Source organism: Streptomyces sp. NPDC056231 (assembly GCF_048270745.1).
Classification (GTDB): domain Bacteria; phylum Actinomycetota; class Actinomycetes; order Streptomycetales; family Streptomycetaceae; genus Streptomyces.
On the sequence record NZ_JBLVKW010000008.1, the window covers coordinates 121,563 to 146,206 of the forward strand.

Annotated in this window: 10 protein-coding genes and 3 pseudogenes; 3 read left to right on the forward strand and 10 right to left on the reverse strand. The window is 68.2% G+C overall.

Going from position 1 to position 24,644, the window contains the following annotated elements; all coding sequences use genetic code 11:
• Positions 1-12 precede the first annotated feature (12 nt).
• Complete coding sequence (locus ACNPQM_RS09810) at positions 13-2,346, reverse strand: FdhF/YdeP family oxidoreductase (protein WP_418083710.1); 2,334 nt, start codon at positions 2,344-2,346, stop codon at positions 13-15.
• A 144-nt stretch (positions 2,347-2,490) separates the two neighbouring features.
• On the opposite strand from ACNPQM_RS09810, the pseudogene ACNPQM_RS09815 reads away from it, so the two are divergent.
• A pseudogene (locus ACNPQM_RS09815) lies at positions 2,491-2,661 on the forward strand (bacteriocin); the annotation flags it as partial.
• 41 nt (positions 2,662-2,702) lie between these two features.
• A complete protein-coding gene (locus ACNPQM_RS09820; protein WP_358860250.1) occupies positions 2,703-3,338 on the forward strand; it encodes a DUF1345 domain-containing protein in 636 nt (211 codons plus the stop codon).
• A 195-nt stretch (positions 3,339-3,533) separates the two neighbouring features.
• Here ACNPQM_RS09820 and ACNPQM_RS09825 read toward each other — a convergent pair whose 3' ends face one another.
• The 8 genes and pseudogenes from ACNPQM_RS09825 to ACNPQM_RS09860 form a co-directional block, all read right to left on the reverse strand.
• Positions 3,534-4,532: a helix-turn-helix domain-containing protein gene (locus tag ACNPQM_RS09825; RefSeq protein ID WP_418083711.1), complete on the reverse strand. Its 999-nt coding sequence runs from the start codon at positions 4,530-4,532 to the stop codon at positions 3,534-3,536.
• Between the two features lie 323 nt (positions 4,533-4,855).
• Complete coding sequence (locus tag ACNPQM_RS09830; RefSeq protein WP_358860252.1) at positions 4,856-5,491, reverse strand: hypothetical protein; 636 nt, start codon at positions 5,489-5,491, stop codon at positions 4,856-4,858.
• Positions 5,491-9,165, reverse strand: coding sequence for a S8 family peptidase (locus ACNPQM_RS09835; protein WP_418083712.1), 3,675 nt, complete (start codon positions 9,163-9,165; stop codon positions 5,491-5,493). The genes ACNPQM_RS09830 and ACNPQM_RS09835 overlap by 1 nt, the downstream gene beginning before the upstream one ends.
• A 473-nt stretch (positions 9,166-9,638) precedes the next feature.
• Positions 9,639-13,388 (reverse strand): S8 family serine peptidase, encoded by a 3,750-nt coding sequence (locus ACNPQM_RS09840; RefSeq protein ID WP_418083713.1) that lies wholly within the window; start codon positions 13,386-13,388, stop codon positions 9,639-9,641.
• A 468-nt stretch (positions 13,389-13,856) separates the two neighbouring features.
• A complete protein-coding gene (locus ACNPQM_RS09845; RefSeq protein WP_418083714.1) occupies positions 13,857-16,805 on the reverse strand; it encodes an AAA family ATPase in 2,949 nt (982 codons plus the stop codon).
• Positions 16,806-17,131: 326 nt separating this feature from the next.
• Positions 17,132-20,872 carry a S8 family serine peptidase gene (locus tag ACNPQM_RS09850; protein ID WP_418083715.1) on the reverse strand — a complete coding sequence of 1,247 codons (3,741 nt, stop codon included), beginning with the start codon at positions 20,870-20,872 and terminating at the stop codon, positions 17,132-17,134.
• 399 nt (positions 20,873-21,271) lie between these two features.
• Positions 21,272-21,982: pseudogene (locus ACNPQM_RS09855) on the reverse strand (response regulator); the annotation flags it as partial.
• A complete protein-coding gene (locus ACNPQM_RS09860) occupies positions 21,979-23,241 on the reverse strand; it encodes a sensor histidine kinase (protein WP_358860257.1) in 1,263 nt (420 codons plus the stop codon). The gene ACNPQM_RS09860 and the pseudogene ACNPQM_RS09855, both read right to left, overlap by 4 nt.
• Positions 23,242-23,568: 327 nt before the next feature.
• Between ACNPQM_RS09860 and ACNPQM_RS09865 the strand changes: the two are divergent.
• Positions 23,569-23,706: pseudogene (locus ACNPQM_RS09865) on the forward strand (IS5/IS1182 family transposase); the annotation flags it as partial.
• 48 nt (positions 23,707-23,754) lie between these two features.
• Here ACNPQM_RS09865 and ACNPQM_RS09870 read toward each other — a convergent pair.
• Positions 23,755-24,519 (reverse strand): GNAT family N-acetyltransferase, encoded by a 765-nt coding sequence (locus ACNPQM_RS09870; RefSeq protein ID WP_418083748.1) that lies wholly within the window; start codon positions 24,517-24,519, stop codon positions 23,755-23,757.
• Positions 24,520-24,644 lie beyond the last annotated feature (125 nt).

Consider the following 24,644-nt stretch of genomic DNA (forward strand, 5'->3'; position numbering starts at 1 on the left):
GTGCTCCTTGATTCAGGCGGCGGGGCCGATGGTGACTTTGATGTGCTTCATGATCGGCTGGTCGCTCTGGGTGCTGTAGTCGCCGAGCGCGCACAGCACGTTCATCTCGGGCATGTAGCCTGCCGCGCAGCCGCGGGGGATGTTGTAGGGGATGGCGAGGTAGCCCCTGAGGGACCGCTGACTCCCGTCCTTCGCGGTGCTTGTGATGTCGACCGGGCCGAGGTCGGCGATGCCGCGTTCGCGCATGTCGGCCCGGTTCATGAAGACGAGCGTGCGCAGGTTCTTGATGCCTCGGTAGCGATCGTTGTCGGAGTAGATGGTGGTGTTCCACTGGTCGTGGGACCGCATGGTGGCCAGCGCCAGGGTGCCGGGAGCCGGTACGACGTCGGGCAGTTCGGCGGTGGAGAATTCGGCGCGTCCGGACGGGGTGAGGAAGACCAGTTCGCGGGCGGGCTGCTTGATGCGGAAGCCGAGGGGCAGGCGCACGCGGCGGTTGAAGTCCTCGAAGCCGTCGAGGACCTTGGCCATGGTGTCGCGGATGCGGTCGTAGTCCTCGATGTACCACTCCCAGGGCGTGGCGCTGTCGGGCAGGGCGGCCCGGGCCATGCCAGCGATGATGGCCGGCTCGGACAGCAGGTTCGAGGAGGCGGGGCGCTTCATCCCGGTCGAGAGGTGGACCATGCTCATCGAGTCCTCGACGGATGTGCTCTGGATACCCTTGCGCTGATGGTCCTTCTCGGTGCGGCCGAGGCACGGCAGGATGAGGGCCCGGCGGCCGTGGACGACGTGGCTTCGGTTCAGCTTGGTGCTCACCTGGACGGTGAGGTCGCAGTTGCGCAGCGCCGCGTAGGTGTACGGGGTGTCCGGCGCCGCGAGGGCGAAGTTGCCGCCCATGCCGACGAACACCTTCACATCGCCGCTGTGTAGCGCCTTGATCGTGTGGACGGTGTCCAGACCGTGCTCACGGGGCGGCTCGATATCGCAGACCTCGGCGAGGCGGTCCAGGAACTCGTCGGTGGGGCGGTGGTCGATGCCGCAGGTGCGGTTGCCCTGGACGTTGCTGTGCCCTCGTACGGGGGAGGGGCCCGCTCCTTCGCGTCCCAGATTGCCCCGGAGCAGGAGCAGGTTGACGATCTCCCGGACGGTGTCGACGCCGTGCTCGTGCTGGCTGATGCCCAGGCACCAGCTGACGATGCTGCGGTCGGCTTCGCTGTACACGCGCGCCGCTTTGAGGACGTCGGCGAGGCTCAGCCCGGACTGATTCTCGATCTCCTCCCACGACGTGACCTCGCACAGCGCACGGTATTCCTCGAAGCCGGCGGTGTGGCGGTCGATGAACTCCCGGTCCAGAGCCCTGGGGTCGGATTCGGATTGCTCCAGGATCGCCTTGGCCATGCCACGCAGCAGAGCCATGTCGCCGCCGATGCGGGGCTGCAGGTTCAGGGTGCTGGTCCGTGTCGCCTTGGAGAGAGCCATGTCTGTGAAGTCGTGCGGGATGATCGTGCGTGTGGCCGCCGCCTCGACGAGCGGATTGATGTGCACGATCTGGGCGCCGCGGTGGTAGGCCTCGGCGAGGGCGGTGAGCATCCGGGGCGCGTTGGAGGCGGCGTTGACTCCCAGGATGAACAGCGCGTCGGCCGCCTCCCAGTCCTTGAGGTCGACGGTTCCCTTGCCGGTACCCAGGGACGCCTGGAGGGCGCGGCCGCTGGCCTCGTGGCACATGTTGGAGCAGTCCGGCAGGTTGTTGGTGCCCAGTTCACGGGCCATCAACTGGTAGAGGAACGTGGCCTCGTTGCCGAGCCGGCCGGAGGTGTAGTACGACGCCTGATTGGGGTCGTCGAGGCCGCGCAGGGCACGGCCGACCACCTCGAACGCGTCCTTCCAGCTGATCGGGACGTAGTGGTCCGTATCGGGGTCGTAGACCATCGGTTCGGTCAACCGCCCCTGGTTCTCCAGGTCGTAGTCGCTCCACCGGGCCAGCTCCGTCACCGAGTGCGCGGCGAAGAACTTGCGCCCGACCCGCTTGCTGGTCATCTCCCAGGTGACGTGCTTGATCCCGTTCTCGCAGATGTCCAGGTGCAGACCCTTGGTGTCGTCCGGCCACGCGCAGCCCGGACAGTCGAACCCGGTGTTCTCGTGGTTCATCCGCATGATCGCCCGCGGCCCGTCCACCAGCGCACCCTCGCGCACCAGGAAACGGGTCACGCTCTTGGCCGCGCCCCAGCCCGCGGCGGGATGGTGGTAGGGGTGGAACTCCGGATCCTCCTCGGGGGTGGGCCCCACGCGAGGTTCCAGGGGTTCCAGTTCGTCAGTGTTGGCGCTCAAGACTCTCAACCCTTCCACCATGCGGGCATGAGTGGATAAAACGGCACTTTCGGGCAGGCTATGCCCGCTGGTACCCGCTCGCCATTCGACTTTTGGGGGACAGGGCGGTGCCGGCAATTCCGCAGGGGTGTGCCGGACGGCGTCCCGGTCTGAGCGTCGGTCCTCAGCGGTGCCTTCGTCCTGTCCGCCCGCGGAGGCCACTTCGAACTGCGCCTTTCGGCGGATGTGGCGATCGGCTGCACCGGGCTCGACGCAAGCGGTATCGATCTGTACGTCCATGAGACGCTGATGTTCCTGACCTGCACGGACGAGACCGTCGTCGTACTGGAAGCCTGAGACCGTTGACCGAGCTGCCGAGGCATCACTCTCGAGGCCCCATGAACCACTGGCTGATGTTTTCCGCCGTTCCCCGACTCGCGGGCGCGGCGGTCGTCGGAGGGGCCGTCGGCGCGGTCGTCGGCGTCCTGACCCACCCACCCCTGGGAATCCTCGCCGGGATCGCCGCGGCGGAAACGTTCTTCGTCGTGACTGGGTGGATCGCCTTGTGGCCCATGGACGCCGCCACCACCCATCGCAACGTCCGGCGCGAGGAGTTCCGGCCCGTCGTCGAGGAACTCGCCGTCGTCGCGGCCGCCGTGTGCGGATTGGTCAGCATCGTGGCGCTGCTCCTGGTCGGCCACTCTGGCCTGAGCCACGTCGCGGCCGCGACGGCGCTCTGCGGAGTCTTCATGGCCTGGGCGGCACTCCACCTGATGTACGCCGCCCGCTACGCGTACATCTATTACCTGCCGCCCGAGGGCGGGATCGACTTCAACACCGACGACTCGCCGCGGTACAGCGACTTCCTCTACTTCAGCTACAACCTCGGCATGACCTACCAGGTCTCCGACACCGACGTCTCTAGTTCCACGATCCGCGCGGTCGCCCTTCGGCACTGCCTGCTCTCCTATGTCTTCGGCGCGAGCATCCTGGCCACCACGATCAACCTCGTCGTCGGAATCGTCACGGGCTGACACGAGGGGGGTGTCCCGTGGTCCCTGGCGGGACACCCCCTTCGTTCGACGCGGCCGACGGCACGACACCGTCGGCCGTGTCCCCGACGGACTCCTGCTCGATCGTCGTCTCGCTCACTTGGCGTCTCTCCGTTGATCAGCAGTTCCGCCGGCGATTGGACACCCCAGCGCGCCTCACGCTCGACCGCCTCGGGTTCACACGCTGGTATTGCCGTCCTGCTCGGCTTCGAGCCAGCCCAGCCGTGCGGCATGGAAGCCCAGCTGCAGGCGATTCTGCACTTTCGCAGTGTCCATCAAGTGCCGGATCCGGCGCTGCACCGTCCGCAGGGAGGTGCGCAGTTGGGTGGCGATCGCCTGTTCGGTGAAGCCGGTCAGCAACAGGCTGAGGATCTGTACCCCCAGATCATCGATGGCTGGTGCCTTCGGCAACGCACCCGCAGAGGTGACGAACTGCGTTGCTTTCTCCCATTCGGACTCGAACAGTGCAATCAACGCGTCGAGCAGGCTGCTTTCGTGCACGAGCAGGGCTCCCGCCTTTGCGGCATGGGCCGAACCGAGGAGTGGAACAATGGCCAACTCGCGGTCCACGATGAAGAGTTTCAGTGGCACCGCGTCGGCGACCCGGACCTCTTCTCCAGCGGACTGCGCCTGGGCGATCTCGTCGAACGACAGGGATCCCCCGTCGAGCATCGCGCGTTCGAGCAGCACGCGGTAGCGGACGCCGCGCGCGATGACCGCGCCGTCGGTCAAGTTGCCGGACGAAAAGAACGGCGCCTTGACGAAGTTCATCACCTCTTTCCGCGCACCGAGTTGTATGTGTCCGACGCGCTCGCGGATGGTCTCGGTGCCGTGGATCACGTCGACGACCTCCGCTGCGCCGCGCCCGAGGGTGGCCGCGCGGTAGATTTCGTCGAGGGAGTCGAGCTCGAGTTCCGCCAGATTGAGTTCGTTCTGCCGCTGGATCAGGAGCGCCCGCAGCGCCGCCGCCGGTGGGGAGGCGACGAACCGAGTGGTGTCGCCGACACTGCGCGCGGCGAGCCCCTGGCCTTCGAGCCTGCCCAGGATGCGCACCACCAGGAGGGGGTTGAGGCCGACGAGTTCGGCGAGTTCGGCAGGGGTGGCGGAGGCTACCGAGACCAGGGTGCGGTAGGTGTCTGCCTCTTCGGGGGTGAGTCCCAGCACGTCTGACAGCATGATGCTCCTACGCCTGTCTTTCGGTACTTCGGTCGGGCGTTTGTGTCGTGGAAGGAGCCCCCCGCCCTCGATGTGTCACCAAGGGCGAGGCCACCGGAATGTGGACCCGGGCATGCCGCAATCCGGTGCAAGGTGGCACCGGCCCAACGGCCTGACCAAGCGGTGCGTGTGCGGATCAGTTACTCGCAGACGGTCTGCGATCGTCGACCCTGTCCGCATTCGGCGAGGGCTTCGCCGAAAACGCGAGAGAGGGCCGGGGCGAAACTCATGTCTCGCCCCGGCCGTGACCCCTCAGGGTCGGTTCACCGTTTCAGCGGTTCACCTCAGTGCAGTCGGTAGGCCTTGGGAATGGTCTGCTTGACGGTGTTGCCCGCACTGTCGGTCGCGGTAATCCGCAGTGCGACTCCTCCAGGAGCCTGGTCACGCTTCGGCTGCTCGATGCGCGTGGTGAAGGTGTTCTTCCCGTCGGCCTGGGTGCTCGCCGGCTGCCAGGTCTTGCCGCCGTCGAAGCTGGCCTCCGCCCGCAACTCGGTCACGGTCGGCGGCGTGCTGAGCCGATCCTGGTAGTAGCCGGTGACGGTGATGGGGTGGACCCCGCCGGCCTTTACAGTGTTGTCCAGGTCCAGGCCCAGGTCGTACCGCAGGAAGATGAGCGGCTCCGGACGGCACGGACCGGTTTCCTTGAGAACGACGTCCGCGATGCACGGCTGTGACGTCGGCGTGTCGGGCTTGGTCGGCCGGTCGGACGTGTACTCCCACGCGGTCTTGACCCCGTTGGTCTCCGCCTGGAATGTGTAGCGGGCTGATTCCGCAGGCAGGTCGTACGCGATGACGTCGGCCTTGCACCCCACCAGCGCGAGCATCGCTACGGCTGCCGACGCCGCCAGGTTCACCTTCCGGCGCCACCTCGATGGCTCGGCCGCGTTCATCGGAGCAGTCTCCTTTCCCATTTCGGTCATCACCGCCCGCTCCTCGACATCAGGTCCGACGCGTTGCCGGGCTCGCCGAGCTGGAAGACGAACTCGGCCGGGTGGAGCTTTTGCTGGAGTTCGTGGCCGGCGTCGTCGAAGAGGCTTACCTTGCAGGCGGGGGGCTCACAGGCCGGGATCCCGTAGATCAAATTGGCGATACCCGTGTCGTTGAGCATGCCCATCATGGCCTGGCGACCGCCACCGCTGCTGGTCTGGTACAGGGTGGGCCAGAAGCGGTCGCCCTCCCGGCAGCCGGCGCACGGCAGACCGGTGTCGGCGGTGAAGCCCGACTTGGTGCGGACCTGGGGCGCCGCGCCGGGAAGCGACGGACCCGCGTTCCAGGCGATCGTGTTCTTCTTGCCGAGTGCCAGGTCCTGAGTTTCGACCGGGCCCGACGGACTTGCCACGGACGGCGCGAGATAGTCCCTGACGGACATCTCGAAGCGGTCGATCGCGTTGTCGTTCCGCGGCCCGACCAACGTGGTGAACTGCCGCTGACTGTCCGGCTTGGGCAGCATGCTTTCCTCTGTCACCGGGCCGGACTCCGTCATCCGGTTCCAGCTGAAGTGGGGAATCGCGCCGGGCTGGTCGGCGTGGAAACGGTGATCGACGCGGTCGAGATCCCGGGACTGGACCTGGTACGGCAGGTTGCCGGGAATCCGACCGGGGGAGTCGAAGGCCAGAGCGTAGGCCTTGGACACTTCGCGGTTGCCGCCGAGTTCGATCTGGACGCCGGACTTCGCTCCGCCCTTGATCCGCTGGATCAGCGTGGCGGCCTGGGCCGGGGGTACGGTCACGATCGGCAGCGCTGCGTACGGGTCGACCGGCGGGCAACTGTCGGGACCGTCGCACTTGTACTGCCGGAACGACTCGTACTTCAGCAGGGCGACCCGATCGGTTTCGCCGGTCACCAGCACCCCGACCGCGCCCGCGGCGGCAGCCGCCGCCACTCGCGTGCGCAGTGCGGTGAAGTCGCAGGTCTTCCCACAGACGTCGGTCGGCTTCAGCAGCACCAGCGCACCCTTGGCATCGACCTTGGCGAGTTCCTCGGCCGAGCCGGTGCCCGCGTAGACGACGGGCTTTTGCCCGTTGACGGGCAGTCGGGGAATCGTCGACCGCACGAGGGTGGTTACGGGCTTCCCGTCCTTCGTCCACCTCTGGTTTCCGCCGTTGATGGTGGTGTCCGGTGTCGCGTAGCGGGCGTCCAGGCCGAAGGAGTCGCCGTTCCCCGTGACCTTCATCGTCACTGACGGCGGTACCAGGACATGCCGGCTGAAGAAGTCGAGCGTGCCGAGGCTGACCTCACCGGTGGTCGGCAGTGCCCACCAGTTCGGCTCACCGGGACCGTATTCGGCGGCCAACGACGCCGTGATCCCCCAGTCTCCGTCCACGGAGGTCCGCTGGGTCTTAAAGGTTGCCGCGTATGTCTCGGTCGGCTCAGGGGTGTTCACACGGACGGGCTTGAGCTTCCGAAGGTCCAGCTCCACCGTGGTCGCCCCGGTGACCTCCACCTCCGGCACCATCGGTGCGGCCTTCTGCAGCTCGCCGGCCGCGTCCCGCCACGTCACCGCGAGGGCCGCCGTGACAGTGCCGCTGAAAACCCGTGCCTTGATCGTCTCGCCGCCCGGTACCGTCAGCGGCTTTTCGTACAGGTTCAGCTTGTCCTCGTCGACCGGGACGATTATCGCGCTGCCGTACGAGACATCGGTGGCGCCGGCCGGAGGAATGATCTTGATGTTCAGGTCGTGGCGGATCGGCTCCACATAGGTCGAGATCCGCGATGATCCGAACACTGCCCCCGCGCTGTCCTTGGCGGTCAGGACGCCGGTGTATGCGCCGTACTGCCCGGAACTGTCCACCACCCTGCCGTCCATGGTCACCGTCACATCGGCCGTGCCCTTGGCGGGCACGGTGACCTGGTCGGCGCTGAGCGTGAAGAGCCCCTCCGGTGCGGGCTTGCCCGCCTGGGAAGCCGAGGCGGAGAGCGTAAGAGTGATCGGCTCGTCGGTCCAGTTGGTGTAGGTGACCGTCCTGGACACCGGCGAGTGCGGGTATGCGGCTCGGCCGAAGCTCAGGTTTGCTTCGGCGGTGATCCTCGGATCGACCGCACGGGCCACGTCCACCCGGCCGGCGCCCTGCGCGAACAGGTCGTGCCCGAGGTCCTTGGAGGTCGCCATCAGCAGCGACTTGATCTGCCGCCCGGTGAAGTCCGGGTGCTGCTGGGCGATGATCGCCGCGGCACCGGCCATATGGGGCGTGGCCATGGAGGTGCCGCTGGCGGACGTGTAGTAATCGTCCACGGGCTTGCCCATTGCGGTGCCCTTGGCCCGGGCCGCGACGATGGCGACGCCCGGCGCCGAGATGTCCGGCTTGACCGCGCCGTCCCCGACGCGGGGTCCGCGGCTGGAGAAGGAGGCCATCTTGTCGCTCTTGTCCACGGCCGCAACGGTCAGCGCCTCGTCGGCGGCACCTGGCGACCCGACCGTCTCGGAGCCCGGGCCGGCGTTCCCCGCCGCGATGACGAACAGGGTGCCGTAGGTGCGGCTGAGCGTGTTGACCGTTTGGCTCAGGATGTCCTTCCCGTCGGAGGGCGCGCCGCCGAGGCTCATGTTCACCACGTCGGCACCGGACTTGGCGGCCCACTCCATGCCGGCGATGACCGCGGAGCCGGCGCACGAGCCGTCCGGACCGCAGACTCTGCCGATGGAGAGCTTCGCACCGGGCGCCACACCGCGGCGCAGCCCGTTGGAGGCCTGTCCGGTGCCGGCGATCGTGGACGCCACATGGGTACCGTGTCCGTGTTGGTCCACCGTACCGCTCGGGCTGTTGGTGAAGTCGACCGCCTCGGCGATCCGGCCGGCGAGATCGGGGTGGGTGGCATCGACGCCACTGTCCAGCACCGTGACCTTCACGTTCGAACCGTCGTAGCCACGTTCCCATGCGGCGGGCGCGCCGATCTGCGGTACGGACTGCTCAAGCTGCAGCTTCGTCAGCTCGTCCAGCCACACCTTCCCCACCCCGGCCAGCGGGCCGGAGGCCCGGGAGGCGGCGGCGGACTTGCCGGTGGTCTTCTCCCGCACCTCTCGCCACCACTGGCCGTTGCCCTTGATGCTCATCGAGCGGGCGTTGATGCTCGGCAGGACGGTCTTGGCGGTCGTACCGCCGGCGGTCGCCGCTGTCCGGGCACTGGCCTTTCCGCTGTACGCGGTGATCACCGGGACTTCACCGGTTCTGCCCTCGGCCGCCCAATCGGCCAGCTTGGCGAGGTTGAAGAGCTCCCAGTCCAGCACGTCGGCACGGAGCAGCGACAACGCGTCTTCCGGTACGACGTAGACCTGGTCGTTCCTGGTGACGGTGTGAAAGAGAACCGACTCGTTCCCGGGCCGCGTCGCGGGCACGATCTCACGGACGACCGGCTTCCGGTCCTCGGTTATGCCGATCTGCACCTTGTCGCCGGTCACCAGCGTCAGCGAGAGGTTGGCCCGTTTTCCGGCGGCAGCCTGGACAAGGCTGTCGCTGACCGAAGCCGGCAGGTTGAGGGAAGTAAGGGAAGACGGAGCCGGAGTTGGGTTGGAGGCAATCGCCGCGGTGCTCGACATGACCGTCCCGAGGGCGGTGATGCCTGCGGCCGCGATGGACAGCCGTCGCCCGAAACGCCTCATCGTGAGGCCTCCTGAGATGTCGCTCTTTCGGGATCGCCGTGAAAATGGCGCGGGGGATGCATGAGTGTCTCCTGCTCATCATGAGGAAGAAGTTCTTGCTGCATTCGGCAGATACTTTCGGGCTCTTCACGGACCGAGGCAACCGATGGGCACTGGCGGATTTCTTCCATGTCGGAGACCCGCCACGACATTCGGCCGGGAGACCGGCGGAGGAACGCCAAAGTGCTCGTGGGCGAGGAAAACTGCCGGCGCCGCGCTCGGGAATGCGGAGACGTGCCGATGATGCGGTGCATCAGGCGGGCTGGTGTGGACGTCAGAACTCTCGGATATGTCCGGTCTTTTCGAGGATGCTGCTGATTTCGGCAATGCGGAGGAACGGCAAGGTATTTGATTGCCAATACAACGGGGTGCGCCCCTGGCGCAAGGGCGTTCCTTGTGCCAGGGGTGCGGTCGGGAAAGGGCTGTCGTGAAGGTCAGCGAATGGCGTAGGCCTTGATCAGGGTCTGCTCGATCTTGCTGCCGTTGGTGTCCTGTGCCTTGATGCGCAGGGACACATGGCCCTTTGCCGGGTTGTTCACGGACACCTTGTAGCTGCCGTCGCTCTTGCTCTTGACCGTCGCGGGCTGCCAGGTGGCACCGTCGTCGGAGGACGCCTCCACCTCGACTCCGTCGATGTCCGGGGTGGCGCCGTTCTGGAGGAGGAACGACAGGTCGAACTGGTAGGTGCTGCCGCCCTGGGTGGTGTTCTCCGCATCCAGGCCCAGGCCGTACCTCGGCCACAGCAGCGCCAGGTCCTCCTTGCCGCTCGCCGGCCGGGCGGACTTGAACGTCCACGCGGTGCTGGTCTTCGTGGACAGCGGGAACCACTCCCGGTGCTCGGTGTCCATGGTGATCCGGTAGGTCGCCGGGTCAGGGCTGACCGGCAGCGTCGTGAGCGTGAACCAGCCCTGTTCCTTAAGGAGTTTGCCGTCCTGGTACAGCCGCACCGTCGACGTGCTGCCGTTGTCGCCCTGGAAGTATTCGTAGTGTCCGGGCTGGCTGTCGCTCATCGCCTGCATGTTGAGGGTGACCTTGTCCCCGTCGCGGAACGCGAGGGCGGTCTCCGGTCCGGGCGGGCCGTTCACCGCGCCCAGCCAGGTCTCCTCGCGCTGCTCGCCCGGGCTGTAGTTGCGGATGAGGTCCCTCATGGTGGTGATGATGTCCTTGCGGTCCGGGTAGACCGTGTGCCACCACCCCATGTCCTTCATCGTCGGCCACTTGCTGCCGGTGGAGTACCACTCCTCCCGGTCCACCGGCGCGTCGTGGAAGTCCACGAGCTGGGTGATGAAGGATTCTCCCGGGCGGATCGCCGAGGTGGTGTCGCCGATCAGAGTGCCCTTGGTGCCGCGGTAGTGGGACTGCACCACGGCCGAGTTCTCCGTGGTGACCGCGTCGGTGGGGTCGGCCGGGATTCCACCGGGAACCATCAGCGCGATGTTGTACACGGAGGGGTGGTTCCCGATGCCCTGCAGGTTGATCTGCGTGGGACCGTCGGCCATCCGGCCGAAGAGCACCGCGCCCTCGTCCTGAGTGAGGGTCCAGGCTGGGATGGCAGTGCCGGTGACGCGCGGCACGCTGGTGGCGTAGAGGCCGGGCCGGTCGTTGACGATGATCGCTGCCTTCGCGCCGGCACCGGCCACTGCGGCGATCTGGTCGACGATCTTCCGGGTGGCATCGCGGGTGACGACCGCGAGCTTGCCGCCGAGGTTCTTGCCGGCCAGGTCCTCCGGCCGTCCCGTGCCGGCGTCGACCGCCTGGAGCGTGCTGGGGCCGTACAACCGGGCCGCATAGGTCACCGGCTTGAGCGGGAGCGCGCCGGCCTGCCCTGCAATGGACGCCTTGATCACCGGCGAGTACCTGCGGTCCTGGAAGTTGAACTCGAAGGTGCCGTCCGTCACCGGCGCGGTGGGCACCACATAGGCGTGCTTCGCGAACAGGCTCGACGTACCCTTCATGTAGTCGATCCCGCGCTTGCCGGGGAGGCTCTGGCGGTACCCGAGCTTGTACTGGCTCGACTCGGACTCCTTGGGCGTCGAGACCTTGACCTCCTTGCCCAGCCGGGCGTCCATCGTGATCGTCCGGTCCGCCTTCAGATCCACCACGGGCTCACCGGCAAGCGTGTTGCTCACGGCCAGGCCCGTGGCCTTGTCCTTCGTGTACACCAAGCCCATGACGGAGTAGCGACCCTGCGACACCGCGACGGTCTTGGTTCCGCCCTGGGGGAAGACCTCCTGGGCGACGCCGTTGTCCAGGTCGAACACCACGAGTTCGCCGGACGCCGGGTCTCCGTTCCGGTCAATCGTGTTGAGAGTGAGGTCGACGGTGGGCACGTCCTTCGTGGCGCCGACGGTGGTGCGGATCGCGGTGCCGTCGGCCGCGGTGGCGGTGATGATGCCGGTGTAGTCGCCCACGGCGCCGAGCTCGGGGTGGTAGGTCACCGTCACGCTCGCGGTGGAGTTCGCCGGGACCGTCACGCTGTTGGCGCTGAGCGTGAACATACCGTCCGGCGGGGGTGCCGTCTCTCCGGCGCTGAACAGGCGGAGCGACAGCGTGGTGTCCGTCGCGGAGGTGTTGACGTAGTTGATCGTCTTGGTGACCGGCGCGCTCTCGGCCGACTTCTTGCCCATGCTGACGACGGCGGGGCTGGAGTAGACCTCGGCGTTGATCGCCTTGGGCACGTCGACGCGGCCGTTACCGCCCTGGTAGGCGTTGTACGAGCCCTGCTTGGCGGTGCTGACCAGCACCTGCTTGAGCCGGTCGGCGGTCCAGTCGGGGTGGCGCTGGACGAGGATCGCGGCGGCGCCGGACACGTGCGGGGTGGCCATCGAGGTGCCGTTGGCCGCGGTGTAGTTGGCGTCGACGGGGGTGCCCATCCTGGTGCCGGCGGCGCGGGCGGCGACGATGCCCACGCCCGGTGCGGTGATCTCCGGCTTGACCGCGAAGGTTTCCTTGACCGGGCCGCGGCTGGAGAAGTTCGCGAGCTGGTCCTGCTTGGACACCGCGCCGACGGTCAGTGCGTCCTGGGCGGCACCGGGCGAGCTCACGGTGCCCTTGCCCGGACCCTCGTTGCCGGCCGCGATGACGAACAGCGACCCGGAGGACGCGGTGAGCTGGTTGACGGCCTGGCTGATCGGGTCGGTGCCATCGCTGGGGACCGAACCGCCCAGGCTCATGCTGATGACGTCCGCGCCCTGGGCCGCAGCCCACTCCATACCGCCGATGACCCCCGACTCTGAGCCCGAACCGGCCGTGTTGAGGACCTTGCCGATGTACAGGTCGGCGCCCGGCGCCACACCCTTGAGCCTGCCGCCCGACGCGGCACCCGAGCCGGCGATGGTCGAGGCGACATGAGTGCCGTGGCCGTGGTGGTCGACCGCATCGGGGTCGTCGGTGAAGTTCTGCGCCTTCTTCACCCGCCCCGCCACATCGGGGTGGTTGGGGTCGATACCGGTGTCGAGGATGGCCACCTTGGTGCCGGTGCCGTCGTAGCCGGCCGCCCACGCGTCCGGGGCACCGATCTGCGGCACACTCTGGTCCAGAGCGACGTGCACCGGCTTGTCGAGCCAGAGCTTCTTGATGCCGCCGGCGAGCTTCGGTGCCTTCGTCGCGGCGGCGCTGTCGTCGTCGATGGCCTCCCAGAACGTCGCCGCCTTCTTCTTGCCGGCGTGCAGCGCCACCGCGTTGGCGCTGGGCAGCTCGTCCTTCTTCACCGAGCCGGCCGGCGCGGCCTGGTCGAGTGCCTTGCCGGCCTTGCCCGGCGCGCCCCCGTAGGTCGCGATCAGCGGTACGGCGGGGCGGTGCGCGTCGTCGTAGCCGTACTCGACGAGCTTGCTGACGTTGAACAGCTCGCGGTCGAGCTCGTTCGCGGCGAGGTAGGGCTGTGCCTTGTCAGGGATGACGTAAACCTCGTCGCCCACCTTCATGGTGGTGAACGCCGCCGGGGTGCCGTCGGCCGCGGGCTCGACCGTCGCCGCCTGGAAGCCGTTGGCGTGACGCTCCAGCGTCACCACCTCGCCCGTGACGAGGGTGAGCTTGTGCGTGGCGACAACGGGGCTGTTCTGCTGCGACTGGCTCGCTCGGGTGGCCGGCGTTTCGGCGGCGGCGATGGCGGGGATGCCGAGCGTCCCGGCCACGCAGGCCGTGGCCAGCAGCGCCGTGAGCGCGCGATGTGAACGGTGTGGCAAGCGCCGGAGTATGGGGATGGTCAGGTGGACCGGGAGCCTGGATGCCCCGGCCGGTGGTGACTGTCTCATGCGGCAATGACCTTTTCTGAGGGGAGAATGCGCGCGGATACCGCGCGGTTGCGGGGATTGCGCATAGCGCCGAATGGCTGCGATGCATGTGGTGGGTGCCGCCAGTGTTGCTTCGGGCGGATCGGTACAGCGGCGAGCGGCGAACGGCGCGTCCCGCTGTCGCGGCAGTGACCTGGCACCGGTCGGTCGGCCCGCGGGGTTCGTCCCGGAACCTGGCCTCGTCGGGAAACCGGGGCCGGTCGAGGCGATCCGTCAGATGTGACCGTGCGGCACAAGACTTGCGAACGCGGGGGGACGAGTGGCGACAGGCGGAGGTACGGATTCCATGACGCTGAGTGTTGTTCACGCACCGGCCAACGGACGACTGGGCAGATGACCCAATTTTGCTGCCGCGCCCGCCTAACGGTGCGTGCCGGCCGCGCTGTCGACGACGACGCCGGCTTCGACGACCTTCACGGCCAGCGCCGTCCGGGACGAGACCTCGAGCTTGCGCATCGCTGTCTCCACGTGCCGTGCGACCGTCTTCGGCGACAGGATGAGGGATCCGGCGATCTCCCGGTTGGTCCGGCCTCCGACGAGCAGCCGGACTACGTCGAGCTCACGTGGAGACAGTTGATCGCCGTAGCTTCGTCGTCCACCGCGCCACGACGGGCGCTTCACCCCGACACCGGATGCACGCAGTGTGTGCATGACGCGCTCGGCGTCGCCACGAGCGCCGAGGGTGGACAACCCCTGGAAAGTTTCCGTAAGGAGGGAGAGAGCCGCATCGGACTGGTTCGCACGAACCAGACAACGGGCCTGTCGCTCACGGTTGAGCAGGGCGTCGTACGGCTGCGGAAGGCCCTGCCACGCGTCGGCCGCACGCGCGAACAGTTCGGCGGCGCTGAGGGGATCGTCCTGATGCTGGGCCAGAATCGCCCTGCAGGTCGACAAGGCGGCGTGCGGCCGAGGTGCGCGGCGATCACGCACTCCCGCTGCGAATGCGTCGACCAAGTCGCCGGCCTCGTCGATGCGGCCGGCCATGAGTAGTGCCTCGGCCCGGACCGGGGCGAGTTCGCTGGCCCAGATCCACGTGCCCTTGCGTTCCAGGAACCGGATCGGCCCGTCGGTCAACCGCAGCACGTCGTCGACCCGCCCGGCGCCGAGCCGGAGCCTGGCCAGGGCGCCGGCAGGTTCGACGGAATACTCCGCACCGCCATGTCGGTCCGCCTGTTCAAGGACGCGCCGCAGGCACTCGTCCGCTCTGTCCTGGTCGCCGCGGGCCGCATACAGCAAGCCGGTGACCACGGCCGGCGCCAGGCGGCTCACCGGCTGCAGGAGTTCCTCGTCACCGGCCAGCGACAGGGCCCGGTCGGCCAGCCCGTCCCAGGCTCCGGTGAGCCAGTCGAGCTGAGCCAGCGTCACCTGCCCCTTCCTGTGGAGCTTCTGGTACTGATACGTGTCGGTCATTCCTGCGGCCAGCGTGAGCGCCCGCCTCGCCTCCGGGTACCTCCCCCAGATCAGCGCCATGTGCCCGACGTTGTGACGGCCGACCGTGATCTGCTGCCTTTCCGCGGAGGTGGACGCGTCATCGGCGATCAATGCCGCCTCGGCCCACCCCTCCTCCTCACCGAGCAGCAAAAGCCCACTCGCCCGTCCGACCCGGATAGGCAGCCGGTCCATCGGCGCGATCGAGACCGGCACCTGCGCCACGCGCCGCAGCCACCTGAGGTGTTCGGCCGCCGGTGTCGTCGTCCCGTACGGCAGGCCGAGAAACATCATGGCGCGAACTGACTTCGCCGGGTCGTGCCCGAGGTCGGGCAGCGCGCGTTCCATCTCGATCCGGGACTGCTCGAACGACTCCGTCTGCTGCAGCAGCCGGGCGACATGGAAGCGGATCTCCGCCGCCTCGCTCGGCGTCGGCCCGCCGGCGTCCAGCACGAGGCGGAGGGCGTCCATCAGTTCGCGGTAGCGTTCGTGCCCGCTGAGCAGATGAAATGGAATCTTGCCGGTCAGCCGGACCACGTCGGCGGGCGGCAGGCCGGCGTTGGTGAGCAGATCGTGCAGCAGAGTGACCGCCGTCGCATCGTCACCCGAGGCGAGGGCCAGGTCGGCAGACTGTTCCGTGTACCGGCACCACGCCGTCGTGTCGCCGGCCTCCCGGAAGTGGCGCGCGAGCTGGGCGACCGGGGACGGGGTGGTGTCTTCGAGAACGTGTGCGGCACGCAGGTGCATCGCCCGCCGCTGCGGCACAGGAATCGTCTCGTACACCGCGCGGCACGCCAGCTTGTGCCGGTACGAGACCAGCCCGCGCTGGTCCTCCCTCAGCAGCCCCGAACCCACTGCCTCCGCCAGGCCTGCCAGCCTGCTCGCCGGATCGCCTTCCGGAGCCATCACCTCGACGACGGCCTCCTCGGGGGCGGGGTCGGCGAGTACGGCGGCCGCGCGCAACGCAGCCTGCGCCGCCGGGCCGAGCCGTGCGCTGCGTTCCAGTACGACGTCCCGCACTGTCGGCGGTACGTCGATCTCACTCAGTCGCTGCCGCACCCAGGAATCACCCCGCCGGGTCATATCAGCGCGGTTCCACATCAGCCGGACGGACTCCTCGACCGCGAGCGGAAGCCCGTCGGTCCGGTCGTGGAGGATGGTCGCGAACTCGTCGGAAACCCGTTCCCCACCCAGCATGGAGGACACCATCGCGGCAGTCCCGGGGACATCCAACGGCTCCAACGACAGCCGCAGCCGCGCCGCCCCCGCCGGCTGCCGCGACGACAACCGCAGCAGCAGAGAGTCCGGCGCGATTTCCTCCGGGCGGTAGCTCACCAGCAGACTGACCTGTTGTTGCGGACGTGATGTCAGAAACAGCAGAAACTCCAGGGTGGCCTCATCCGCCCAGTGCACGTCCTCAACCGCGAGCAACCCGATCTCGAGCCGTACGAGCATCTCCTCGATGGCCCGGAACAGCCGGTGTCGTGCCGCTGCCGCGTCTTCGGCCAAGTCGGGTGCCGGTGGCAGCGCCGATGCCCACTCGGGGAACAACGGCCGGAGCGCGCCCGCCAACCCGCTCAGGCCGAGCCGGGCGACATCCTCGGTGGCCGGCCGGATCGCGTCCACCACCGGCCCGAGCGTAAAAGGCTGCCGAACAGCCGGACATGCCGCCAGCAGCACCCGCTGCCGGGCCGGAGCAGGCGCCGCGAGCAGCTCATGGACCAGTCGGCTCTTACCGATGCCGGCCTCGCCCTCGATCAGTACGACCACCGGTGGGTCGGACAATGAGGCTTTCAAGGCGGCGAGTTCGCGCTCGCGTCCGACCAAACCGGGTGATGCGATCGCCGGCAGGTCGCGTGTGTCGCAATCGCTGGTAGACATTCGCCCCACCGTAGGAGACAGACGACGGCGTGCCGAACCGTCGTCTTCCGTGAACAATATGATCAGAGGTTACAAGGCGGGGTGGCAGGGGGGTAGGCCACGTTCAGTGGCGTGGTGCAGAAGGCGATCACTGTGGAGTTTCGGGGCTGAGGTCTGTGCTGCCATCGCGCCCGCCCGGGGGCAGAGACCTCATTTCGAGAATGCTGCTGATTTCGGCAATGCGGAGGAACGGCAAGGTATTTGATTGCCAATACAACGGGGTGCGCCCCTGGCGCAAGGGCGTTCCTTGTGCCAGGGGTGCGGTCGGGAAAGGGCTGTCGTGAAGGTCAGCGAATGGCGTAGGCCTTGATCAGGGTCTGCTCGATCTTGCTGCCGTGGGTGTCCTGTGCCTTGACGCGCAGGGAGACATAGCCCTTTGCCGGGTTGTTCACGGACACCTTGTAGCTGCCGTTGCTCTTGCTCTTGACCTTCGCGGGCTGCCAGGTGGCACCGTCGTCGGAGGACGCCTCCACCTCGACCCCGTCGATGTCCGGGGTGGCGCCGTTCTGGAGGGCGAACGCCAGGTCGAAGTAGTAGGTGTTGCCGCCCTGGGTGGCGTTCTGCGCATCCAGGTTCAGGTTGTACCTCGGCCAGAGCAGCGCCAGGTCCTCCTCGCCGTTCGCCGGCCGGGCGGACTTGAACGTCCACGCGGTGCTGGTCTCGGTGGACAGCGGGAACCACGCCGGGTGCGAGGTGTCCATGGTGATCCGGTAGGTCGCCGGGCCAGGGCTGGCCGACAGCATCATCATCGCGCGCGTCGTCTCGGCGAGGAGCTTTCCGTCCTGGTACACCCGTACCTTCGCCTTGTCGGCGTCCGCGCCGAACCAGCCGAAGTGCTCCGGTGCGCTGTCGCCCATTTCCGGCACGACGAGGGTCATGTCGTTGCCCTCGCGGACCGCGAGGGTGTTCGCCGGGCCGGCCGGGCCGTTCGCGGCGCCCAGCCAGGTCTCCTCATGCCGCTCGCCCGGGCTGTAGGTGCGGAGTACGTCATCCATGCGGCGACTGATGTTGGGGGCGTTCGGGAAGACCGCGCGGGACCAGCGCATGTCCTTCAGAGTCGGCCACTTGCTGCCGGTGGAGTACCACTCCTCCCGGTCCAGCGGCCCGTCGACGAACTCCACCACCTGGATGATGAGACGCTCCCTCGGGCGGACCACCGATCCGGTCTCGCCGAGTCTGGCGCCCTTGGTGCCGCGGTAGTGGGACTTCACCACGGCCGAGTTCTCCGCGGTGACGGCGTCAACGGGGTCGGCCGGAATTCCACCGGGAACCATCAGTGCGATGTTGTACACATACGGGCTGCTGGCGATGCCGTGCAGGTTGACCTGCGTGGGACCGCCGGCCATCCGGTCGAAGAGGACCGCGCCTTCGTCCTGGTTGAGGGTCCAGGCCGGGATGGCCGTGCGGGCGGCGAACGGCACACTGGCGTTGAAGGTACCCGGCTGGTCGCCGACGATGATCACTGCCTTCGCGCCGGCCTCGGCCATGGCGGCGATCTGGTCGGCAGTCGTCCGGGTGGCATCGTTGGTGACGACCGCGAGCTTGCCACTGACGTCCTTGCCGGCCAGGTCCTCGGGCCGTCCCTTGCCGGCGTCGACCGCCCGGAGCGTGCCGGGGCCGTCCAACCGGGCCGCATTGAACACCAGCTCAAGCGGGAGCGTGCCGCCCTGCCCGGCAATGGACGCCCGGATCGCCGGGGCGTACCTGCGCTGCTGGAAGTGGAACTCGAATGTGCCGAGCTTCACCGGCTCGGTGGGCACCACGTAGGCATGGTCCCAGATCGGGCTGAACATGAACTTCATGAAGTCGATCCCGTAATTGCCGGGGAGCTGCTGGCGGTACCCGAGCTTGTAGCCGTTCGGCTCGGACTCCTTGGGCGTCGCGACCTTCACCTCCTTGCCCAGCCGGGCATCGAGCGTGATCGTCTTGTCCGCCTTCAGCTCCACCATGGGATCGCCGGCGAGGGTACCGTTCAGGATCTCGACTCCGGCCTTGTCCCGCGTGTAGACGACACCCATGACCGAGTAGCGTCCCAGCGGCACTGCGACGGTCGTCGTGCCGTCCCGGAGGTAGGGCTGGATGACCTCGTCCTGGTCCAGGTCGAACACGGTCACGTCGGCGTTCTGCGCCGGGTTTCCGTTCCGGTCGATCGCGTTGACGGTGAGGTCGACGGTGGGTACCCCCTTCGTCGCGCCGACGGTGGTGTGGATCGCGGTGCCGTCGGGCGCGGTGGCGGTGATGACACCGGTGTAGTCGCCCAGGGCGCAGAGTTCGGGGTGGTAGGTCACCGTCACGCTCGCGGTGGAGTTCGCCGGGACCGTCACGCTGGTCGCGCTGAGCGTGAACGTGCCGTCCGGTGCGGGCCCGGTCTCCCCGGAGGCGGCCAGGCGGAGCGACAGCGTGGTGTCCGTTGCGGAGGTGTTGACGTAGCTGACCGTCTTGGTGCCCGGCGCGCTCTCGGCCGTCGACTTGCCCATGCTGACGACGGCGGGGCTGGAGTAGACGGTGGCGTCGATCGCCTTGGGCACGTCGACCCGGCCGCCGCCCTGCTGGTAGGCGGTGTACGCGCCCTGCTTGGCGGTGCTGACCAGCACCTGCTTGAGCCGGTCGGCGGTCCAGTCCGGATGGCGCTGAGCGAGGATCGCCGCGGCGCCGGCCATGTGCGGGGTGGCCATCGAGGTGCCGCTGGCCGAGGTGTAGTTGGCGTCGGCCGGGAGCCCCATCGAGGTGCCGGCGGCGCGCGCGGCGACGATTCCCACGCCCGGTGCGGTGATCTCCGGCTTGACCGCGAAGTCGCCCTTGCGCGGGCCGCGGCTGGAGAAGCCCGCGAGCAGCTCCGACTTGGACACCGCGCCGACCGTCAGCGCGGCGTCGGCGGCACCCGGCGAACCTACGGTCGACTTGTCCGAGCCTTCGTTGCCGGCCGCGATGACGAACAGCGTACCGGAGGACTCGGTGAGCTGGTTGACTGCCTGGCTCAACGGGTCGGTGCCGTCGCTGGGCGCGTCCGAACCCAGGCTCATGTTGACAACGTCCGCGCCCTCGGCGACCGCCCATTCCATGCTGGCGATGACCCCCGACTCGAGGCCGACACCGGCCTTGTTGAGGACCTTGCCGATGTACAGGTCGGCGCCCGGTGCCACACCCTTGTACTTGCCGCCCGATGCGGCACCCGAGCCGGCGACGGTCGAGGCGACATGTGTGCCGTGACCGTGGTGGTCGACCGCGTCGGGGTCGTCGGTGAAGTTCTTCATCGTCTTCACCCGGCCTACCAGGTCGGGGTGGTTCGGGTCGACGCCGGTGTCGAGGACGGCCACCTTGGTGCCGGTGCCGTCGTAGCCGGCCTTCCACGCACTCGGCGCGCCGATCTGCGGCACACTCCGGTCCAGCGTCGCCTTGACCGGCCGGTCGAGCCAGAGCTTCTTGATGCCGTCGGCAAGCTTCGGTGCCTTCGTCGAGGCGGCGCTGTCGTCGTCGACCGCCTCCCAGAAGGTCGCCGTCTTCTTCTTGCTCGCGTGCAGCGCCACCGAGTTGGCGCTGGGCAGCTCGCCGGCCTTGACCGAACCGGCCGGCGCGGCCTGCTTCAGCGCCTTCCCAGCCTTGCCCGGCGCGCCGGTATAGGTGGCGATCAGCGGCACGGCGGGGCGGTGCGCGTCGTCGTAGCCGTACTCGACCAGCTTGGTGACGTTGAACAGCTCGCGATCGAGCTCGTTCGCGGCGAGGTAGGGCTGAGCCTTGTCGGGGATGACATAGAGCTCATCGCGCAGCCGCAAGGTGGAGAACGCCGCCGGGGTGCCGTCAGGCGTGGGCGCGACCGTCGCAGCCTGGACGCCGTTGGCGTGGCGCTCCAGCGTCACCACCTCACCCGTGACGAGGGTGAGCTTGTGCGTGGCGACAACCGGGCCGTCCTGCCGTGGCTGGGCAGCCTGAGCGACCGACGCGGCTGGTTTTGCAGCAGCGGCGGCCGGCAGAGCGACGAGCGTGCCGGCCACACAGGCCGCGGTGAGCATCCCCAGGGCCGTGCGCACTGGACGGCGTGTCAGCCGGTAGGCTATGGGGGCGGTCGGGCTGACTGAGGATCTGGTCGATCCAGCCGGTTGTGACTGTCTCATTAAGGCGTTGACCTTCTCTGAGGGGGAATGAAGGCGCGCGAAAGCCACACGGTCGCGGGAATTCGGCGCCGCGTCGGATCACTGCGTTGGTTGTGGTGTGTCGTTGTGCTGCACTTTCAGGTGTGAGCGGTGCAGCAGTACCAGGACGGCGGACCACGCGCCGCATTGATGCGGCATCCGCGTGCCGTCGGTATGTCAGGCACGGGGTCCTCGATGGGCTGTGGGATCCGGAAACACGGGTCGGTCGGACGCGTTGGGCGGGTCCGCGGGATTCGGTCGTACGGGCGGCAGCGCGGGGCCGGGCAGCGGTTCGGGAATCAGGCCACGGCCCAGTGCCGCCGTCACGGCGCCGGTGCGGCTGTCCACCCCGAGCTTGGCGAAGACACGGACCAGGTGGGTCTTCACTGTTGCTTCGCTGATGAACAGCGCGCGTGACACCTGACGGTTCGACAGTCCCTTCGCGAGCAGGACGAGAATCTCTGTCTCGCGTGGGGTCAGTGTGGACTGCGGTGCACGCATGCGGCCGAGCAGCCGAGTGGCGACGGGCGGAGCCAGCACGGTCTCGCCGGCCGCGACGGCGTGCACTGCGGAGATCAGGTCCTCGACCGGCGCGTCCTTGAGGAGGTAGCCAGTCGCACCCGCCTCGACGGCGGCAAGGATCTCGGCGTCGGTTCTGTAGGTGGTGAGGACCAGTACCCGGGGCGGGGCCGGCAGGGCCCTGATCCGGCGGGTGGCCTCGACACCGTCCATGCGCTCGCCGCCGCCTCGCCCGCTGCCGGTCGCATCGGTGGCGACGTCTGACATCTCGTCGGTACCGCCGCCCATGCGCAGGTCCATGAGGACCACGTCGACCTCCGTCGACCCCGCGACCATGCGCAGCGCCTCGGCGCCGTCCCCCGCCTCACCGGCCACCACGACCTCGGGCACGTCATCGAGCAGCGCACGCAGGCCACGGCGCACGACAGGGTGGTCGTCGACGATCAGCACGCGCACCTGCGCGACGGAGGCGGTCTGTGGCGCGGTCATGACGTCACCTCATTCGGAATCGGCAGACTGGCGGCGACCGCAGTTCCCTCGCCGATCGCGGACTCGACGGTGAGTGCGCCGTCCAGCTCCTCTATCCGCTGGCGCATCCCGAAGAGCCCGAAGCCGCCACAGGAGTCCTGTCGGGGCAGCTCCGGATCGAAGCCCTTGCCGTCGTCGAAGACATCAAGCGTCACCCGGTCGTCCAGATAGCACAGGCTCACCACGCACCTCTCGGCGTGCGCGTGTGCGCGCACATTGGCCAGCGCCTCCTGGGTCAGCCGCAGCAGCGCCACATCGCACTCGGCGCCCAGCGGGTACGGTTCCCCGTGCAGATGGAAAGCAGTGCTGAGACCGTCCTCGGCACTCCGGTCGACCAATCGGCGCAACGCCTCGGGCAGAGGCGTCTCGACCAGGGGCGGCGGGCTCAGTTCGTACAGGAAGCGCCGGCACTCGGCGAGGTTCTCCGTGGCGACCTCGGTGGCCGCCGCGGTCCGCTCCTGCGCCAGGGATGCGTTCGGCGGCAGCGCGGCGTCGGTGGCGCGCAACAGCATGATCACGCTCGAGAGGCCCTGCGCGACCGTGTCGTGTATCTCCCGGGCCAGCCGCTGGCGTTCGGCGAGCCGGCCGGCCTCCCGCTGCGACTCCGCCAGCGCGTCCCGGGTGACGACCAGCTCAGCGATGAGCGCCTTGCGGGCCTGGCTCTCCCGGTAAAGCGACTGGTACCCGAGCAGCGTCAGCGTCGAGACCAGCGCGCCCAGCAGCGGTCCCGCCACCTGGGGGATCCCCAGCGTGCCGGCTTCCGCTCCCTTGGCGGCGACCACGATGGCGGTCCCCAGAGCGACGGCCACGACCGACAGCCGCAGCGGCAGGTGCAGGACATACAGTGCGAACAGCGGGAACCCCAGCCAGCCGAACCCCGCATTGAACGCCATGAGGCAGGTCCACACCGCGGTCAGCGCGCCAAGCCAGCGCAGCACACGGCCCGGGTTCCCTCCGGTCATGTCGACGGACTCGGTGGGCTCCTCGCGACGTCGGGAGTCGGCAGGCCTGGCAGGGCCGGCGAATCCCACCGCGTACGTGGCGGCGAGGAGCACGGACAGGGCAGCCATGATGGACGTGTCCTGGCTCGACACAGCCGTGCCCGGACCGATCACGATCAGGAGGGCGGCGACGAGCGAGGAAACGAACAAGCCGTTCAGCGCATGCCGCAGCGTCGGCGGCATGGCGCACGCCGCCCCTCTGGGCTGCCCAATCCTCATCCGCGCCTCACTCCTGGTTCACTTCAGGCGGTCAGCGCTGAGACTAAGCCGTGCACCGCTTCGGGTCGTGTCCATCGTTCGGTTGACTTGGGAGGGTGCTTGATCCTCGATCGCCCTTGAATGCAACGGTTCTCGAGGCGGATGGCGGCTGCAGAGAAGTGGCCTGCCGGGGCTGATGTGCTAGCGCGTGTGTCGAAAGTAGCGTCGTCCGGCCGCCCGGCAGGCGGGACTTTCGAAACACGCCCCAGTGCCGTGACCGGCGATGTCTCGTGGCACACGGCGATCTGACGGATGCACAGTGGGCCACCGTCTGCCGGGCCCATCAGGACCTATCGCGAGCGCCACGCGGTCGAGTGCGGCATCAATCGTCCCAAGAGGCACCGGGCGGTTGCCACGAGGTATGACAAGCTCGCGGTCCGCTACGAGGCGACCGTTCTCGTCGCGGCCAGCAACGAGTGGCTGTGACCAGGATCGTTGTGAAAGTGGGCAGATGGCTGGTGAAGTTCGGGGTGTTCAGGGGGTGATGGTGTGTTCGGTGAACTGGCCGCAGGAGCGGAATCCCAGGCGGCGGTAGACGGGCTCGCCGTCGGTGGACGCCTGCAGGACCGCGATGTGGTGGTTTTGGTCGCGGGCCGTGTGGAGTGCGGCGAGTGTGATGGCACCGCCGTAGCCGCGTCGGCGGTGGGCGGCCAGGGTGCAGATGTTGTAGATCCCGGCAACCCCCGCGTGATGAAACACTTCCGCCGAGCAGACCGGACGGCCGTCCACGTAGCCGACCAGGTAACGGGCTGGACAGTGGGCGGCCAGGGCCTGCGGGGCGGCTTGAGCGAAGAAGCGGCGGACGGTGTCAGCGGGCGGGGTCCAGTTCGCGGCGAGAACCGCGGCGTAGTCGACGAGCTGTTCGGGCGTGGCCACCGTCTGGATGTCCAGTCCCGGGGCGGCGGGCAGCGGCAGGGTCTCGTCCAGCTCGGCCCACATCGCCGTTTCGCGTTCGGATGCTGGTAGACCAGCCGCCGTCAGGCGTGCGGTGAGGTCCGCTGGCCTCGAGGCGGGTCCCACCCACCAGGAGAAGCGGCGGCCGGTGCGAGCCAGTGTCCGGGCGGTCTCGTTGATACGTGCCGTAGCGGTAGTGACGGTGAAGCGGGCCCCGGCAACGATGTTGAAAGTGTCGTCGTCCAGGCTGCTGTCGGCGACCAGGAGGTCATCAGTCTCTGCAACGGCCGCTCCGCTCATGCTCCGATGCAGGTGACAGGCATGTTCCGCCAGATTCTGTTCCATCCTGTCCGTCAAGTCGGCGTCATTGAGAAAATGGATATTCATAACGAATGATCCCAGCATGACTGGGCGCAGGTTGCACGTGATTTTGGATCGCTCGCCGACAGCGTCACGTCGGCGACCAGCAC